This window comes from Micrococcus sp. iso_229, from assembly GCF_058072725.1.
Map to the genome: position 1 here is coordinate 1,047,884 of NZ_CM176514.1, position 15,885 is coordinate 1,063,768.

The following is a 15,885-nucleotide window of genomic DNA, read 5'->3' on the forward strand; positions in this document are numbered from 1 at the left end:
GTTCACCGCCCGCACGCTCCCGCATGTCCCGGTGAGGGACCGCCGGACCCGGACGCAGCCGCGGTCGAGGTGCGGGCGAGCAGAACCCGATCTGATCCATTGAAACGTCGAGAGAAGTGAGTCCCAAGTGGTGTACGCGATTGTCCGCGCTGGCGGCCGCCAGGAGAAGGTTTCTGTCGGAGACCTCGTTACCCTCGACCGCGTTCCCGCTGAGACCGGTGGCTCCGTCGAGCTGCCCGCTCTGATGCTGGTGGACGGGGACGAGGTCAAGGCTGGCGCTGATGCCGCCGGTGTGAAGGTGACCGCCGAGGTCGTCTCCCACTCCCGTGGCAAGAAGGTCGTCATCATGAAGTACAAGAACAAGACCGGCTACAAGAAGCGCCAGGGCCACCGCTCTGAGCTGTCCACGGTCAAGATCACCGGGATCGCCTGAGCCGTCACCGGCACCGGCGAAACCGAGCATCCGAGAGGTTAGGCAACAGCAATGGCACATAAGAAGGCCGGCAGTTCCTCGAAGAACGGCCGCGATTCGAACCCGCAGTACCTCGGCGTCAAGCGCTACGGCGGCGAGGACGTCAACGCCGGCGAGATCATCGTCCGCCAGCGTGGCACCAAGTTCCACCCGGGCCGCAACGTCGGCCGCGGCAAGGACGACACCCTCTTCGCGCTGTCCGCCGGCTCCGTGGCCTTCGGCCAGCGCCGCGGCCGCAAGGTCGTGGACATCGTCCCCGCCGCGGAGTGATCTGACACTCGTGCGGTCTGCGTGCGGACCCTCGCCCGGCGAGGACACCCGCACCCCCTGACGCCCCGGCGGGGGCGGGCCCGGCATCCACCGGACCCGCCCCCGCCGTCGGCGTCTCCGGCCCCTGGGCCGTCTGAGTCCGATCCCTCCAGCCCCTAGGAGCACTCCCATGGCAGCCTTCGTGGACCGCGTGGTCCTCCACCTCACCGCCGGCAACGGCGGGCACGGGTGCGTCTCCGTGCATCGCGAGAAGTTCAAGCCCCTGGGCGGCCCCGACGGCGGCGACGGCGGCGACGGCGGCGACATCACCCTCGTCGTGGACTCGCAGACCACCACGCTGCTGGACTACCACCACGCCCCGCATCGGTCCGCCGAGAACGGCCAGCCGGGCATGGGCGACCACCGCGAGGGCAAGAACGGCCAGTCGCTCGTGCTCCCCGTGCCGGACGGCACGGTGGTCAAGGACGAGCAGGGCAACATCGTGGCCGATCTCGTGGGGGAGGGTGCGACCTACGTCGCCGCCGCCGGCGGTCAGGGCGGCCTCGGCAACGCGGCTCTGGCCTCGGTGAAGCGCAAGGCGCCCGGCTTCGCGCTGCTCGGCCTGCCGGGGGAGAGCCGGGACCTGACGCTCGAGATCAAGACCGTGGCGGACGTCGCGCTCGTGGGCTTCCCCTCGGCCGGCAAGTCCTCCCTCATCGCGGCCCTGTCTGCGGCCCGCCCCAAGATCGCGGACTACCCGTTCACCACGCTCGTGCCCAACCTCGGGGTCGTGCAGGCCGGCGACGTGCGCTTCACCGTGGCCGACGTCCCGGGCCTGATCCCCGGTGCCTCGGAGGGCCGCGGCCTCGGCCTGGAGTTCCTGCGCCACGTCGAGCGCTGCGCCGCGCTCGTGCACGTCCTCGACTGCGGCAGCCTCGAGTCCGACCGCGACCCGATCGCCGACTTCGAGGCCATCGAGGCCGAGCTCGAGGCCTACGCGGTGGAGCCCGTCTTCTCCCAGGGAGGGGAGGGCGTCGTGCCGCTGAACGAGCGGCCCCGCCTCATCGCCCTGAACAAGACCGACCTGCCCGACGGCGCCGCGATGGCGGACATGGTCCGCGCCGAGCTCGAGGGCCGTGGCCTGCGGGTCTTCGACATCTCGGCGCTGGCCCGCGAGGGCCTGGACGCCCTCAAGTACGCCATGGCCGAGCTCGTGGCGGAGGCCCGTTCCCGGGTGGTCGAGCCCGTGCCGGCCGCGCCCGTCGAGGTGCCGCGCCGGCATCGCCGCCGCGGCGAGCGGGCCGAATTCACGATCCGCCGCGAGGAGCGCAACCTCGAGCCGCTGTTCCGCGTGCGCGGCGAGAAGCCCGAGCGGTGGGTGGCCCAGACGGACTTCCAGAACGACGAGGCGATCGGCTACCTTGCGGACCGGCTCCAGCGGGCCGGCGTCGAGGACGGCCTGTTCAAGGCCGGTGCGAGGCCGGGCGACGCCGTGGTGATCGGCGACGACGTCACGGGCGTGGTCTTCGACTGGGAGCCCACGCTGTCCGCGGGAGCCGAGCTGCTCGCCGGGCCCCGTGGCACCGACCTGCGGCTCGACGAGCGCACCCGCGCGACCCGTGCGGAGAAGCGCGCCGAGCAGGATGCCCGCCGGGCCGCCCGTGCGGCGACCCGGGCCGAGATGGAGGCCGAGCGACGCTCCGGCCTGTGGAACGACACCGACGATCGAGAGGGATGATCCATGTCCGTGCGGCGCACCGTCGTCACCCGCTATCCGACCCCCGCCACGCGCGGCTCCGATGACCCGCGGGCCAACCCCGTGACCTCGCGGGAGACGATGCAGGCCGCGCGCCGAGTGGTCGTGAAGATCGGCTCGTCCTCGTTGACCACCCCGGACGGCCTGGACGTGGAGGCCATCGACCGGCTCGTGGACGTCCTCGCCGCCGAGCGGCAGAAGGGCACCCAGGTGGTGCTCGTGTCCTCCGGCGCCGTCGCGGCCGGCTTCCCCCACCTCGGGCTGGGCCGACGCCCCAAGGACACCGCCACCCAGCAGGCCTCGGCGGCGGTCGGCCAGAGCAAGCTCATGGCGCACTACACCACGAGCTTCGGGCGGCACGACACCGAGGTGGCCCAGGTGCTCCTGACCGCCGAGGAGCTCATGCGGCGCACCCAGTACACGAACGCGCACCGCGCCCTGTCGCGGCTGCTCACGCTCGACGTGATGCCGATCGTGAACGAGAACGACGCCGTGGCCACGCGCGAGATCCGCTTCGGCGACAACGACCGCCTCGCGGCCCTCACCGCCAACCTCTGCAAGGCGGACCTGCTGGTCCTGCTCTCGGACGTGGACGCCCTCTACACGGGCCACCCCTCGCACCCGGACGCGCGGCGCATCCCGGAGGTCACCTCGGACGACGACCTGGCCGGCGTCGACGTGCGCGTGCCCGGTTCCGCGGGCGTGGGCACGGGCGGCATGGTGACCAAGGTGGACGCGGCCGGCATCGCGGCCACCACCGGCATCCCGACCCTGCTCACCTCGGCCGCGAACGCGGGCGCCGCGTTCGCGGGGGAGGACGTGGGCACGTGGTTCTCCGCCACCGGCCGCCGCCGGTCCGCACGCGCGGCGTGGCTCGGCCTCACGGCGGAGGTCCGGGGCCGGCTCGTCATCGACGACGGCGCGGTGGCCGGGGCGATCGACCGCGGCCGCTCCCTGCTGGCCGCGGGCATCACCGGCTGCACGGGCGACTTCACGCCGGGCGACGTCGTCGAGATCGTGGACGCACACGGCCGGGTGCGGGCGCGCGGCCTCGTGCAGTACTCCTCGTCGCAGCTGCCCGCCATGCTCGGACGGACGACCGCCGACCTCCGCGAGGACCTCGGCGCGGGTTACGACGGCGTCGTCGTGCACGCGGACGACTGGGTGCGCCTGGCTCCGCCGCAGCGCTGACCAGCACGGGCTCCGGCCGAGTCGACGGACCGGGCCTCGTGCCTCGTCCGGGGCGCTCGATAGGCTGGAGGCATGCAGACCACCGAGAGCACCGCACCCCAGGATCAGTCCGGCCGCCAGGACGCCGAGGCGCCGACGCCCGAGGTCGAGGAGGCCATCCGCCAACGGGCCGAGTGGGCGCGTCAGGCCGTGCCCGAGCTGGCCACCGCCGGCCGCGTCCGCAAGGACGCCGTCCTGCGCCACATGGCTGAGGCCCTGCGAGCCAACGCGGCCGCGATCATCACGGCCAACCGCGAGGACCGCAACCGCGGCCGCGAGGCCGGCACCTCGGCGGCCATGCTGGACCGGCTCAAGCTGGACGAGGCGCGCGTCGAGGCGCTGGCCCTCGCCCTGGAGACCCTGGCCGGCCTGCCGGACCCCGTGGGCACCGTGGTCCGCGGCGGTCCGCTGCCCAACGGCGTGCGGATGAGCCAGGTGCGGGTGCCCCTGGGCGTCGTGGGCGCCGTGTACGAGGCCCGTCCGAACGTCACGGTGGACATCGCCGGCATCGCCCTGAAGTCGGGCAACGGCGTGATCCTGCGCGGCGGCTCGGCCGCGGAGTCCACCAACGCGGTCCTGATCCAGGTGTTGCGGGAGGCGCTCGTGGATCAGGGCTTCGACCCCAACATCATCCAGGGCATCGACGATCTCGGACGTCCCGGCGTCGCCGCGCTGATGGCCGCTCGTGGCGCGGTGGACGTCCTCGTCCCGCGCGGCGGCCGTGAGCTGATCCAGCGCGTGGTCCGCGAGGCCCGGGTGCCCGTGATCGAGACGGGTGAGGGCAACGTGCATCTGTACGTGGACGCCGCCGCACCCAAGCAGATGGCGGTGGACATCGCACTCAACTCGAAGACCCACCGCACCTCCGTGTGCAATGCGGCCGAGACCCTGCTGCTCCACCGGGACGCGGAGGAGACGGGCCGCGAAGTGCTGCGCGCCCTCACCCGCGCCGGCGTGCTGCTGCACGTGGACGAGGCCGCGCGGGCCTGGCTGCCCACGCTGGCCGACCGCGGCGACCACGCCCGGGACGCCGTGGACGCCACGGAGGAGGACTGGGGCACCGAGTACCTGGACATGGAGATGGCCGTGCGCGTCGTGGACTCCCTCGACCAGGCGATGGAGCACATCGGCCGGTGGTCCACGGGCCACACCGAGGCCATCGTCACGAACGACCTGGCCGCGGCCGAGCGGTTCATCACCGAGGTGGACGCCGCGGCCGTCATCGTGAACGCGTCCACGCGCTTCACCGACGGCGGCGAGCTCGGCCTCGGTGCCGAAGTGGGCATCTCCACCCAGAAGATGCACGCACGCGGGCCCATGGGCCTGGAGGAGCTCACGACCACCAAGTGGATCCTGCGCGGCGACGGGCAGATCCGCCGCTGAGCCGGGCTACGATGGACACCAGGACCCCTTCGGCCCGGCCCCGGCCAGGCCGTCTGACCCGCTGCACTGAGGAGCATCCATGCTGAACACCTCCCTGATCCTGGCCGCCGCCGAGGGCCACCACGTCGTCAACGAGCTGCCGATGGACCCCATCTGGTACGGCGTGCTCGTCTTCGCGCTGCTGATGGCCGCCCTGGCCGCCACCATGTCCATGCGCTCCCGCGCGCTGCGCCTGCCCGAGCCCACCACCGCGGTCCAGCACCACGGCACCGGCCGCGGCTCGCACACCTCCGGTCACTGACGTCTCACCGGCCCGCCGCGTCGCCGCCTCCGCCGGGGGCGACGCGGCGGGCCGTCCGTTCGTCTCCTGAGCGCATGACCGTCGCCTCCCGCACCCCCGTCCCCGAGCCCACTGCCGGGGGCGTGCGCCGTCGTCGCCTCGGCATCATGGGCGGCACCTTCGACCCGATCCACCACGGGCACCTCGTGGCCGCCTCCGAGGTGGCCGCCGAGTTCGAGCTGGACGAGGTCGTCTTCGTCCCCACGGGTCAGCCGTGGCAGAAGTCGGACCGGCAGGTCTCCCCGGCCGAGGACCGCTACCTCATGACCGTGGTGGCCACCGCCTCCAACCCCCGGTTCACCGTCTCCCGCGTGGACATCGACCGTCCCGGCGTGACCTACACCGTGGACACGCTGCGGGACCTGCGCCGCCTGCACCCGGACGCCGAGCTGTTCTTCATCACCGGCGCGGACGCCATGGGCCAGATCCTCACGTGGAAGGACGTGGACGAGCTCTGGGACCTGGCGCACTTCGTCGGTGTCACCCGTCCCGGCCACGACCTCTCGGACATGGGTCTGGGCGATGACGTGTCCCTGATGGAGATCCCCGCCATGGCGATCTCCTCCACGGACTGCCGGGAGCGCGTCCGCCGGGGCCGGCCCGTCTGGTATCTCGTCCCGGACGGCGTCGTCCAGTACATCGCCAAGCACCACCTCTACGTCTCGGAAGAGGAGACCTCGTGACCGTTCCCCAGACCACCCTGGACGCCCTCACCACCGCCGCAGCCGCCGCCGCGGACAAGCTCGGCACGCACATCGTCGCGTTCGACGTGGCCGAGCGGCTCGGCCTGACCGACGCCTTCCTGATCGCCTCCGGCGCCTCGGAGCGTCAGGTCAACGCGATCGTCGACGGCGTCGAGGAGGCGCTGCTGAAGGACGAGCAGCTCAAGCCGCTGCGTCGCGAGGGCCGGTCCGACGGCCACTGGGTGCTGCTCGACTACGGGCACTTCGTGGTGCACGTCCAGCATCGCGAGGACCGCGAGTTCTATGCGCTGGACCGCCTGTGGAAGGACACCCCGGCGATCGACCTCGGCCTGCCGGAGGAGAGCACCCGCCCGGACGCGGCCGCCCAGGACGACGGCGCCTCCGCCTCGCACGCCTCCTGAGCGCGTCCGCGAGATGCGCCTGATCCTGCTGCGTCACGGCGAGACCGACTGGAACGCCCTGGACCGGTACCAGGGGCACACGGACATCGAGCTGAACGCCGAGGGGGAGCGGCAGGCGCGCCGCGCCGCCGGCGGGCCCGTGGGCGATCTGCTCGAGGACGCGGAGGAGCTCGTGGCCGTGTGCTCCCCGCTGGCCCGGGCGCGGCGCACGGCCGAGATCGTCCTCCAGGCCCGGGTGGGCGCGGCGTCCGTGGCCGTCGACCCGGAGCTGATGGAGCTGGCCGGGGGAGAGTGGGAAGGCCTCGAGCTCAGTGCCATCGCGGAACGCTGGCCGGACGAGCACCGCCTCTGGCGGGCCGTGCCGGCGCTCGACGCCGGCCCCGTCGGCGGGGAGACCCTGCGCGGGGGCGGCGAGCGGGCCCTGCGCGCGCTGCGCGGCCACGTGCCCCCGCACTGGGGCGACACCCCGCGCGACGGGGGCGCCCAGACCCTGCTCGCCGTGGCCCACGGTGCGCTGATCCGCGCGGCCGCGGGGCTGCTCCTGCGTCACGAGGGCGAGGCCTTCGCGGCGATGGAGCGGATCGGCAACGCCCGCGCCGCCGTGCTGCAGGGCGCGTTCACTCCGGACACCGGGGCCGAGGGCTGGGGCGACTGGGCCCTCGAGGGCTACGGCATCTGAGGGCACCCCGGCCCGGACGCCGATTTGGCGCCCGCGCGGGGACCATGTACGCTGGTCGAGTTGCCAGCGAGGCAAACGGGCCGGAAACGGCGCGTGAACATCGCGGGTGACGCCCACATCTGGGGGTATGGCGCAGTTGGTAGCGCGTCTGCATGGCATGCAGAAGGTCAGGGGTTCGAATCCCCTTACCTCCACCAGTCAGAAGGCCCGGTCCATACGGACCGGGCCTTCGTCGTCGTCGGGCTCCTGCGCGGGCTCGGGACTCGACCGCCGCCCTGCGACATCACCGCAGTGCAGAACCGCGGTGATGTCGCTCCGCCGCGGTCGGTGCCGGGGACACCCCCGGGAACGCGGCGCGCTCCACCGCCGTGAGTGCGGGTTCCACCGCACGACCCTCCCGTGCGGAGGCGACGGCGGCCTCCAACACCGCCATCACGGCGAGGGCCTGGTCGGGGGTGGCCGCGTCGTCGTTCGAGCGGCCGAGGATCGCGTCGCGCACGCCCGCGTAGGACCGCTGCTGGGCTCCGATCGGCGCGGGGACGCGCTCGGTGTTCCCCTCCCCGTCGTGCAGGAGGATCGGGTCGGGGTCGACGCCCCAGCCCTCGGCGCCGGGGAACAGGCCCGCGCGCAGCTGCGCCTCCTGCTGATCCGGCAGTTCCTTCACCGCGGAGCCGCGCGTGCCGTGGACCGCGAAGCGCGGGCTGCCGCCGGCCACGAGCATCGACGCCTGCAGGACCACGCGCCGGCCCGGGTAGTGCAGCACGCAGTGCGCCCAGTCCTCCACCGGGGCGCCCCGGCGCAGGGCCGCGAGGTCGGCGTCCACGAGATCGGGGACGCCGAAGAGCAGGAGCGCCTGGTCGACCAGGTGCGGGCCGAGGTCGAACCAGATGCCGCCCCCGGGCACCGCGGCTTCCCGCCAGCGGTTCCGGACGGTCGGGCGGAAGCGGTCGATCCGGGACTCGAGGTGGACGACGTCCCCGAGCAGGCCGGAGCGGACCAGCTCGGCGATGCCCAGGAAGTCGCTGTCGAAGCGACGGTTCTGGAACACCCGCAGCACCCGCCCCGTCGCGGCCGCGAGGTCGCGCAGCTCCCGCGCCTCCGCGAGACTCAGCGTGAAGGGCTTGTCCACCACCACGTGCCTGCCCGCCCTCAGGGCGGCGCGCGCCAGCGGGGCGTGCTGGTCGTTCGGGGCGGCGATCACCACGAGGTCCACGTCATGGCGCGCCAGGAGCGCGTCCATGTCGGGCACCACGACGACGTCCGGCAGGTCCGCGTGCACCGCCTCCGGGCGGCTCGAGACGACATGGGTGAGCGCGACTCCCGCCGTGGCGCGGAGGAGCGGGACGTGGAACGTCGTCCCGGCGAAGCCGTAGCCGATGAGCGCGGTGCGGATCGGTGCGTCGGTGGGGGACATGCGGGACCTCCTGGGCTGGCGGCGGGCACGGGTGCGTCTCCTGCACGCTAGGCCGTGGGGCCGCGGCGGTCCATCGACGCCGCCCAGCCAGTTTGCGCGGTTGCCACGGGCTGGGTATCCTATCCAGGTGCTCCAGCCGGTCCGCCGGGAACGGAGTCACCACCCACCTGGGGGTATGGCGCAGTTGGTAGCGCGTCTGCATGGCATGCAGAAGGTCAGGGGTTCGAATCCCCTTACCTCCACCAGTCAGAAGGCCCGGTCCATGCGGACCGGGCCTTCGTCGTCGTACCGGCCCCGTCGTGACCACTCTGTGCTCCGCGCCCCCGCACAGCACCCCCGCCGGTCACGGCCGGGTTGCGGTCCCGCGTCGATCACGCATCGACGTCGCACAGCCCTTTCACGGCAGGCTCTGGGCGGACAGACTCGAGGCGACCCCGCCCATCGAGCCCGGAACACCGGTGCTGCAGAGGCGGGGGCCGCCGGCCCTGTTCGGCCGACTCAGTGAGGAGCTGCCATGTCCGTTATCCGTACCCGTCGTCCCTCTCTCCGTCACCTGCCCGCCGCCCTCGCCGCCGCCGGCCTCATGACCACCGTCGCGCTCGCCGGCCCCGCCGCCGCCTGGGACGACGCCCATGGCCCCCAGGCCGGCTACTTCCAGGCCGTCGACCACGAGAACGTCACCGCGGCCTTCTTCCAGACCTACGACGGCTACGATCCGGGGGACCTCACGCTCATGATCACGCCGGTGGCCGAGGACAGCACCCGCCTGGAGGGCGGCCAGGAGGTCGAGTTCACCGCCCTGGACGTCATCGACGGCGGCGCGGTGGACGTCCTGGAGACCCGCCGCGCGCTCGGCGCGGCCGGGGAAGGCCTCGTGCGGTACGACGTCGTGGCCGACGGGCGGATGCTGAACATGGGCATCACCCTCCAGGCGGACGCCGACCTCGCCGACGATCAGGGGGCGGCCGTGCACTCCGTCGACGGCCCGCAGACGGGCCACCTCGGGGACCGGCCCCTGGTCTGGGACGCGGCCATGCAGCTGGCACCCGGGGTGGTGGGCGCCGAGATCGTCCACCTGGTCGCGGCGCCGACGATGGAGGGCACCTACGCGGAGGTCGTGACCGAGCCGGCCCACGGTGAGGTCTTCGCGTTCCGTGACTCGGAGCACTCCGAGCTCCGTGCCTGGTACATCCCGGAGGAGGGGTTCGTCGGCACGGACACCTTCACCGTCGACTTCCACAGCGACCACGTCGCCCACGTCCAGACCGTCACCGTGCATGTCGGCGAGGAGATCCCCGCCGCGTACGACGGCTTCCTCGATGCCGAGGACGGCGTCCTCAATGGGAAGCCGCTCGACCTGACCGACCCGGCCACCGCTGCGGCGCTCGCCGCGTTCCGGGGCGACGAGGCCGCCCCGGCTCCGGAGGATGAGGAGGAGCAGACCGCTCCGGTCGAGGGCGACGCCGACGAGCAGCACACGACCCCGGACACGGTTGAGACGGGGCAGTCCACCGGCTGGTGGCTGGCCGGCCTCGGCGCCGCCGTCGCGGGGGTGCTGGTCGCGGCCCGCCGTCGTCTGGGCCTGACCGACTGACAGCCCGCCGCGCACAGATCCGTCGACGCGCCGCCCCTCTCGCACAGAGGGGCGGCGCGTCCGTGCCGGCCTGACACGTGGCCGGCAGTCCGCGGGTCAGTCGCCGAGGCCCGCCAGCAGCAGGTCCAGTCCCTCCTCGAAGGGTGCGTCCGCGTAGGGGTTCCGCGCCCCCGTCGCGCGCGTGCTCCCGCCCGCCCGGAAGGCCTCGGCGGCCGCGCCAAGCGCGGGCAGCCGCTCCTTCGCCCCCGCCACCTCGAAGATGTCGGCCGGAGCGTCGACGTCGTACGCGGAACCGTAGATGAACGACTCGAGCGCGATCACCCGGGCCAGCACCTGCTCCGGCGCCAGGCCGGTCCGGGCCAGCACCGCGCACACCGTCTCGTAGACCCGCTGCGTCGACGGGGCTCCCTCGATCGGCATGGTGGCGATGAGCGGGATCAGCGGCGGATGGGCCGCGAAGACGTCCCGGTAGGAGCGTGCCCACGCCCGCAGGGCGGCGACGACGGGCGCCTCGCCCCGGATCGCGGCCTCCAGCTCGACGAGCGAGACCTCGCCCATCACGGCGTCCTGCAGCAGGACGAGCAGCTCATGCTTGCCGCTGATGTGGTTGTAGAGCGCGCTCGGCGCCACGCCCAGGCGACGGCCGACCGCCGCCATGGTGAGCCCTTCGTATCCCTCGGTGCGGGCGACCGCGAGCGCCGCGTCCGCGATCGCTGCGCGGCTCAGAGCGGGGGAGAGAGGTCGTCCGCGGCGGCGACGCGTCCGGGGCGGTTCAGGGGTCTCGTCCATCCGGCCATTCTGACCCGTCGGACGGGCGGAAGGTGTCATGTCGGCCACGGACCGGCCTTCCCTTCCCGGCGCGCGGCCCGTACAGTGAGCGCCGACACTCTAAATGAACGGCATTCACCTGGGCTCTGCCCGATGCCCCCGTCCCCGCCAGAGGAGCACCCCCATGACCACCGCCCCCGCCACCGTCGGCCGCGAGCGCCGGACGAGCGACGTCGTCGTGATCGGCGCCGGCCCGGCCGGCCTCATGGCCGCCCGCACCGCGAAGGCCCAGGGCCTGACCGTCACCGTCCTGGAGGCGCGCCGGCGCGTCGGCGGCCGCACCTGGAACGGCCTGGTCGAGGGCGCCGACGGCAAGGACCACTTCATCGAGATCGGCGGCCAGTGGATCTCCCCGGACCAGACCCGCCTCATCTCCCTGGTGGAGGAGCTCGGCCTGCCGACGTTCTCCCGCTTCCGCGACGGTCGCAACGTCTACGTGGACCCGCGCGGAGAACGCCACGTCTACGACGGCCTCGACTTCCCGGTGGCCGAGAAGACGGACCGGGAGATGGATCGCCTGATCGCCAAGATCGACGAACTGACCGCCGAGATCGACGCCGCCGCCCCGTGGGAGCACCCGCGGGCCGCGGAGCTGGACAAGATCTCCTTCCGCCACTGGCTGGAGCAGCAGTCCGACGACCCGGAGGCCATCGACAACGTCTCCATCTACATCGCCTCCGGCATGCTGACCAAGCCCTCCCATACCTTCTCCCTGCTCCAGGCGCTGCTCATGGCCGCCTCGGCCGGGTCGTTCCGCAACCTGGTGGACGAGGACTTCATCCTGGACCAGCGCGTCGAGGGCGGCATGCAGTGCGTGTCCCTGGCCATGGCCGCCGAGCTGGGCGACGACGTCGTCCTCGGCCAGCCGGTGCGCACCCTGCGCTGGGCCGAGCCGGACCCGTCCACCGCGGACGAGAAGAACGGTGTGGCTGCGGACGTGCGCAACGGCGTGGCGCACGACGGCGCCGCCGGCGACGTCGTGGCGCTCACCGACGACTACGAGGTGCACGCCCGCTACGCGGTCCTGGCCATCCCGCCGAACCTCTACAGCCGCATCTCCTTCGAGCCGCCGATGCCGCGCGAGCAGCAGATCGCGCACCAGCACATCTCCATGGGCCTGGTCATCAAGGTGCACGCCGTGTACGAGACCCCGTTCTGGCGCGAGGAGGGCCTGTCCGGCACGTGCTTCGGCGGGGGCCGTCTCGTCCAGGAGATCTACGACAACACCAACCGCGGCGAGAACCTGGCCGGTGGCGCCCCGGGCGAGGAGGACCCGCACGGCACCCTCGTCGGCTTCGTGTCCGACGTGTACGCGGAGCAGATGTGGGCCCTGCCGGAGGAGGAGCGCAAGGCCGCGATCCTCGGCGCCATGGCCGAGTACCTCGGCCCCCGGACCCTCGAGCCGATCGCGTTCTTCCTCTCGGACATGGCCGCCGAGGAGTGGACCCGAGGCGCCTACGCCACCAGCTACGACCTCGGCGGGCTCTCCCGCTGGGGCCACCTCCAGAACCGCCCGACCGGCCCCATCCACTACGCGTGCTCGGACATCGCCGCCGAGGGCTACCAGCACGTGGACGGCGCGATCCGTATGGGCGAGGCCGCCGCCCTGGCCATCGCCGAGCGGGAAGCCACCGACGCGGGGCAGCCCACCGGCTGACCGGCCCGACGGACAAGGACATCCTCATGAGCGCATCCACCCCACGACGCCGCGTCGTCGACGATGAGGGACACGAGCACGTGTACCCGACCACCTCCGCCATCGAGCAGGTCAACCTGCTCAACCCGGGCGCGGTGAGCAACAAGGGGCTCCAGGCCGGCAAGGTCGGCCTGCTCGGGGCCGTGGTGATCGGCGTCTCCGTCGTCGCCCCCGCCTACACGTTGACCTCGGGCCTCGGGCCGACCATCAGCACCGTCGGCACCCACGTGCCCGCGATCCTGCTGCTCGGCTTCATCCCGATGCTCCTGGTGGCTCTCGGCTACCGGGCGCTGAACACGCGGGTGCCGGACTCCGGCACGTCGTTCACCTGGGCCACGCACGCCTTCGGGCCGTATGTCGGGTGGATGGGCGGCTGGGGTCTCATCGCCGCCTCCGTGATCGTGCTGTCCAACCTGGCGGCCGTCGCCGTCGACTTCACGTTCCTGCTGCTCGCCCAGATCACCGGGAGCCAGGCCATCGCGGATATGGCCGGCAACCTGTGGGTCAACATCCCCCTGACCCTGGTGTACCTGGCCCTGGCCGGATGGATCTCGCACCGCGGCATGGAGACCACCAAGCACCTGCAGTACATCCTGGTGGCCTTCCAGATCCTGGCCCTCGGCGCGTTCGCGGTCGCCGCCCTGACGCAGTCCTCCCGTGGCGCGGGCTTCGACCCCACCCCGGTGCAGCTGGACTGGTTCAACCCGTTCACCGCCGGCGACTTCAGTGTGGTCGCGGCCGGCGTCTCCCTGTCCATCTTCCTGTTCTGGGGCTGGGACGTGACCCTCACGATGAACGAGGAGACCAAGGACCCCGAGCGCACCCCCGGCCGGGCCGCCGCCGTCACCGTGTTCGTCATCATCGCCGTCTACATCCTGTCCGCCCTGGCCGTGATCTCCTGGGCGGGCATCGGCTCCGAGGGCCTGGGCGCGGGCAATCCGGACAACCAGGAGTCGATCTTCGCGGTCCTCGCCGGCCCGATCCTGGGCCCCTTCGCCGTGATCATGTCCAGCGCGATCCTCGTCAGCTCCCTGGCCTCCCTGCAGTCCACCATGGTCTCCCCGGCCCGCACCCTGCTGGCGATGGGCTTCTACCGGGCCGTGCCCGCGCGCTTCGCCGAGCTGAGCCCCCGGTTCAACAGCCCGGCCTTCGCGACCTGGGTGTGCGCGGGCTTCGCCGGCCTCTTCTACGTCGTCACGCGGCTGCTCTCCGAGAACGCCCTGTGGGACACCATCACCGCCCTGGGCCTGATGATCTGCTTCTACTACGGCATCACCGCCCTGGCCTGCGTCTGGTACTTCCGCCGCGAGTGGTTCGCCTCGGTGGGCAACGCCCTCACCACCTTCCTGTTCCCGCTGATCGGCGGCCTCGTGCTGCTGGTGATGTTCTGCGTGACCGCGCTGGACTCCACCGACCCCGACTACGGCTCCGGCTCGTCCGTGTTCGGCGTGGGCACGGTGTTCATCCTGGGCATGGGCGTGCTGGCCATCGGCGTGGTACTGATGATGTGGACGCGGCTGCGCCACCCGGCCTACTTCCGTGGCGAGACCCTGCCGCAGACGGACTCGACCCGACCCATCCCGATCATCCGTCCGGACGACGACGGCACTGCCGTGGTCCGGGACCCCAACGAGAGGACCCACTCATGAGCACCCCGACCGGCTATCGCGTCCAGGACCCCAGCACCGACCAGGTCGTGGAGACCTTCCCCGCTCTCGCCGACGGTGAGGTCGACCAGGTGCTGGCCGCCGCCGAGACCGCCCAGCGTGCGTGGGCCGCCCGCCCCATCGAGGAGCGCGCCACCATCGTGCAGAAGGTCGCGGACCTCTTCGAGGAGCGCAAGGACGAGCTCGCGCAGATCATCGCCACCGAGATGGGCAAGCGCGTGACCGAGGGCGTCGAGGAGGCGGAGTTCAGCTCGGCCATCTTCGGCTACTTCGCGGACAAGGGCCCCACTCTCGCCGCGGACCGCCCCATCGAGACCTTCGAGGGCGGCCGCGCCATGATCCGCCACCTGCCCCTGGGTGTGCTGCTGGGCGTCATGCCGTGGAACTTCCCGTACTACCAGATCGCCCGTTTCGCCGCGCCGAACCTGATGCTCGGCAACGCGATCGTGCTCAAGCACGCCGAGATCTGCCCGCGCTCGGCCCTGGCCGTGCAGCAGATCATGGACGACGCCGGCGTGCCGGCCGGCGTGTACACCAACGTGTTCGCCACGCACGACCAGATCGCCGAGTTCATCGCCGACCCGCGCGTGGCCGGCGTCTCCCTGACCGGCTCCGAGCGGGCCGGCTCCGTGATCGGCGCGCTCGCGGGCCAGCACCTCAAGAAGGCCGTCCTCGAGCTCGGCGGCTCGGACCCGTACATCGTGCTCGACGCCGAGGATCCGGCCGAGGCCGCCCGCACCGCGTGGGCGACCCGCATGTACAACATGGGCCAGGCCTGCAACTCCAACAAGCGCATGATCGTCTCGGCGGACATCCACGACGCCTTCGTGGCCGAGCTGGTGTCCCTGGCCGAGGCCATGAAGCCCGGGGAGGCCGCCGACGAGGACCCGACGGTCTTCACCCCGCTGTCCTCGCGCGGTGCCGCCGAGGGCCTGGCCGAGCAGGTGGAGCGGGCCCGTCAGCAGGGCGCGACCGTCCACGTCGGCGGGACCGTCACGGACGAGGCGGGCGCCCGCTTCGCCCCGGCCGTGATCACGGGCGTCACCTCCGAGATGGACGCCTACCGCGAGGAGCTCTTCGGCCCCGTCGCCGTCGTCTACAAGGTGGAGTCCGCGGACGAGGCTCTCGCCCTCGCCAACGACTCCCAGTACGGCCTGGGCGGCGCCGTGTTCTCCCAGGACGAGGCCCAGGCCGAGCGGGTCGCCCGGCAGCTCGAGGTCGGCATGGCCAACGTCAACACACCGGCGGGCGAGGGGGCGGAGATCCCGTTCGGCGGCGTCAAGCGCTCCGGCTTCGGCCGCGAGCTCGGCCCGCTCGGCATGGACGAGTTCGTCAACAAGCAGATGTACTTCGTCCAGGACTGACACCCCACGACGACGGGCCCGCCTCCGGTGACCGGAGGCGGGCCCGTCCGCGTCCCACCGGCGTGGCGGGCGTCATGGGTCAGTGACGCGCCTGCCGCACAGCGGGTT

At 72.5% G+C, this 15,885-nt stretch carries 15 protein-coding genes and 2 tRNA genes; 15 read left to right on the forward strand and 2 right to left on the reverse strand.

What is annotated here, in order from left to right; translation table 11 throughout:
* The first annotated feature begins 127 nt into the window (after nt 1–127).
* From rplU to AC3RKA_RS04940, 10 genes are all read left to right on the forward strand, one after another.
* Nucleotides 128–433, forward strand: coding sequence for a 50S ribosomal protein L21 (gene rplU, locus AC3RKA_RS04895; protein WP_002853919.1), 306 nt, complete (start codon nt 128–130; stop codon nt 431–433).
* Between the two features lie 51 nt (nt 434–484).
* Complete coding sequence (rpmA, locus tag AC3RKA_RS04900) at nt 485–742, forward strand: 50S ribosomal protein L27 (protein WP_002853915.1); 258 nt, start codon at nt 485–487, stop codon at nt 740–742.
* 169 nt (nt 743–911) lie between these two features.
* A complete protein-coding gene (obgE, locus tag AC3RKA_RS04905) occupies nt 912–2,459 on the forward strand; it encodes a GTPase ObgE (protein WP_060774887.1) in 1,548 nt (515 codons plus the stop codon).
* Between the two features lie 3 nt (nt 2,460–2,462).
* Nucleotides 2,463–3,668: a glutamate 5-kinase gene (gene proB, locus AC3RKA_RS04910; protein ID WP_002853910.1), complete on the forward strand. Its 1,206-nt coding sequence runs from the start codon at nt 2,463–2,465 to the stop codon at nt 3,666–3,668.
* Nucleotides 3,669–3,740: 72 nt separating this feature from the next.
* The gene (locus AC3RKA_RS04915) at nt 3,741–5,090 is read left to right on the forward strand and encodes a glutamate-5-semialdehyde dehydrogenase (protein ID WP_002853908.1); all 1,350 of its coding nucleotides are present in this window, start codon (nt 3,741–3,743) and stop codon (nt 5,088–5,090) included.
* A gap of 79 nt (nt 5,091–5,169) precedes the next feature.
* On the forward strand, nt 5,170–5,391 hold the full coding sequence (locus AC3RKA_RS04920) for a hypothetical protein (protein WP_002853906.1): 222 nt from the start codon (nt 5,170–5,172) through the stop codon (nt 5,389–5,391).
* 74 nt (nt 5,392–5,465) lie between these two features.
* Nucleotides 5,466–6,113 carry a nicotinate-nucleotide adenylyltransferase gene (gene nadD / locus AC3RKA_RS04925; RefSeq protein ID WP_002853904.1) on the forward strand — a complete coding sequence of 216 codons (648 nt, stop codon included), beginning with the start codon at nt 5,466–5,468 and terminating at the stop codon, nt 6,111–6,113.
* A complete protein-coding gene (gene rsfS, locus AC3RKA_RS04930) occupies nt 6,110–6,535 on the forward strand; it encodes a ribosome silencing factor (RefSeq protein ID WP_002853902.1) in 426 nt (141 codons plus the stop codon). Before nadD ends, rsfS begins: the two co-directional genes overlap by 4 nt.
* Before the next feature lie 13 nt (nt 6,536–6,548).
* Nucleotides 6,549–7,214: a histidine phosphatase family protein gene (locus tag AC3RKA_RS04935; RefSeq protein ID WP_002853899.1), complete on the forward strand. Its 666-nt coding sequence runs from the start codon at nt 6,549–6,551 to the stop codon at nt 7,212–7,214.
* Nucleotides 7,215–7,335: 121 nt separating this feature from the next.
* Nucleotides 7,336–7,411 (forward strand) — tRNA-Ala (locus AC3RKA_RS04940).
* A gap of 86 nt (nt 7,412–7,497) precedes the next feature.
* Here the strand turns inward: AC3RKA_RS04940 and AC3RKA_RS04945 are convergent.
* Nucleotides 7,498–8,628 carry an oxidoreductase gene (locus AC3RKA_RS04945; protein ID WP_002853897.1) on the reverse strand — a complete coding sequence of 377 codons (1,131 nt, stop codon included), beginning with the start codon at nt 8,626–8,628 and terminating at the stop codon, nt 7,498–7,500.
* Nucleotides 8,629–8,797: 169 nt separating this feature from the next.
* On the opposite strand from AC3RKA_RS04945, the gene AC3RKA_RS04950 reads away from it, so the two are divergent.
* Both AC3RKA_RS04950 and AC3RKA_RS04955 read left to right on the forward strand, forming a co-directional pair.
* Nucleotides 8,798–8,873: transfer RNA gene (locus AC3RKA_RS04950), tRNA-Ala, on the forward strand.
* A gap of 269 nt (nt 8,874–9,142) precedes the next feature.
* Nucleotides 9,143–10,222, forward strand: coding sequence for a hypothetical protein (locus tag AC3RKA_RS04955; protein WP_489727589.1), 1,080 nt, complete (start codon nt 9,143–9,145; stop codon nt 10,220–10,222).
* A gap of 96 nt (nt 10,223–10,318) precedes the next feature.
* Here AC3RKA_RS04955 and AC3RKA_RS04960 read toward each other — a convergent pair whose 3' ends face one another.
* Nucleotides 10,319–11,011, reverse strand: coding sequence for a TetR/AcrR family transcriptional regulator (locus AC3RKA_RS04960; protein WP_036334098.1), 693 nt, complete (start codon nt 11,009–11,011; stop codon nt 10,319–10,321).
* A gap of 163 nt (nt 11,012–11,174) precedes the next feature.
* Here AC3RKA_RS04960 and AC3RKA_RS04965 point away from each other — a divergent pair, with 163 nt between their 5' ends.
* From AC3RKA_RS04965 to AC3RKA_RS04975, 3 genes are read left to right on the forward strand one after another with little or no spacing between them, the layout of a single operon-like run.
* Nucleotides 11,175–12,707, forward strand: a complete 1,533-nt coding sequence (locus tag AC3RKA_RS04965) for a flavin monoamine oxidase family protein (protein ID WP_002853890.1) — start codon at nt 11,175–11,177, stop codon at nt 12,705–12,707.
* Nucleotides 12,708–12,733: 26 nt separating this feature from the next.
* Nucleotides 12,734–14,395, forward strand: coding sequence for an APC family permease (locus tag AC3RKA_RS04970; RefSeq protein ID WP_002853889.1), 1,662 nt, complete (start codon nt 12,734–12,736; stop codon nt 14,393–14,395).
* Nucleotides 14,392–15,777 (forward strand): NAD-dependent succinate-semialdehyde dehydrogenase, encoded by a 1,386-nt coding sequence (locus AC3RKA_RS04975; protein ID WP_002853888.1) that lies wholly within the window; start codon nt 14,392–14,394, stop codon nt 15,775–15,777. The genes AC3RKA_RS04970 and AC3RKA_RS04975 overlap by 4 nt, the downstream gene beginning before the upstream one ends.
* Nucleotides 15,778–15,885 lie beyond the last annotated feature (108 nt).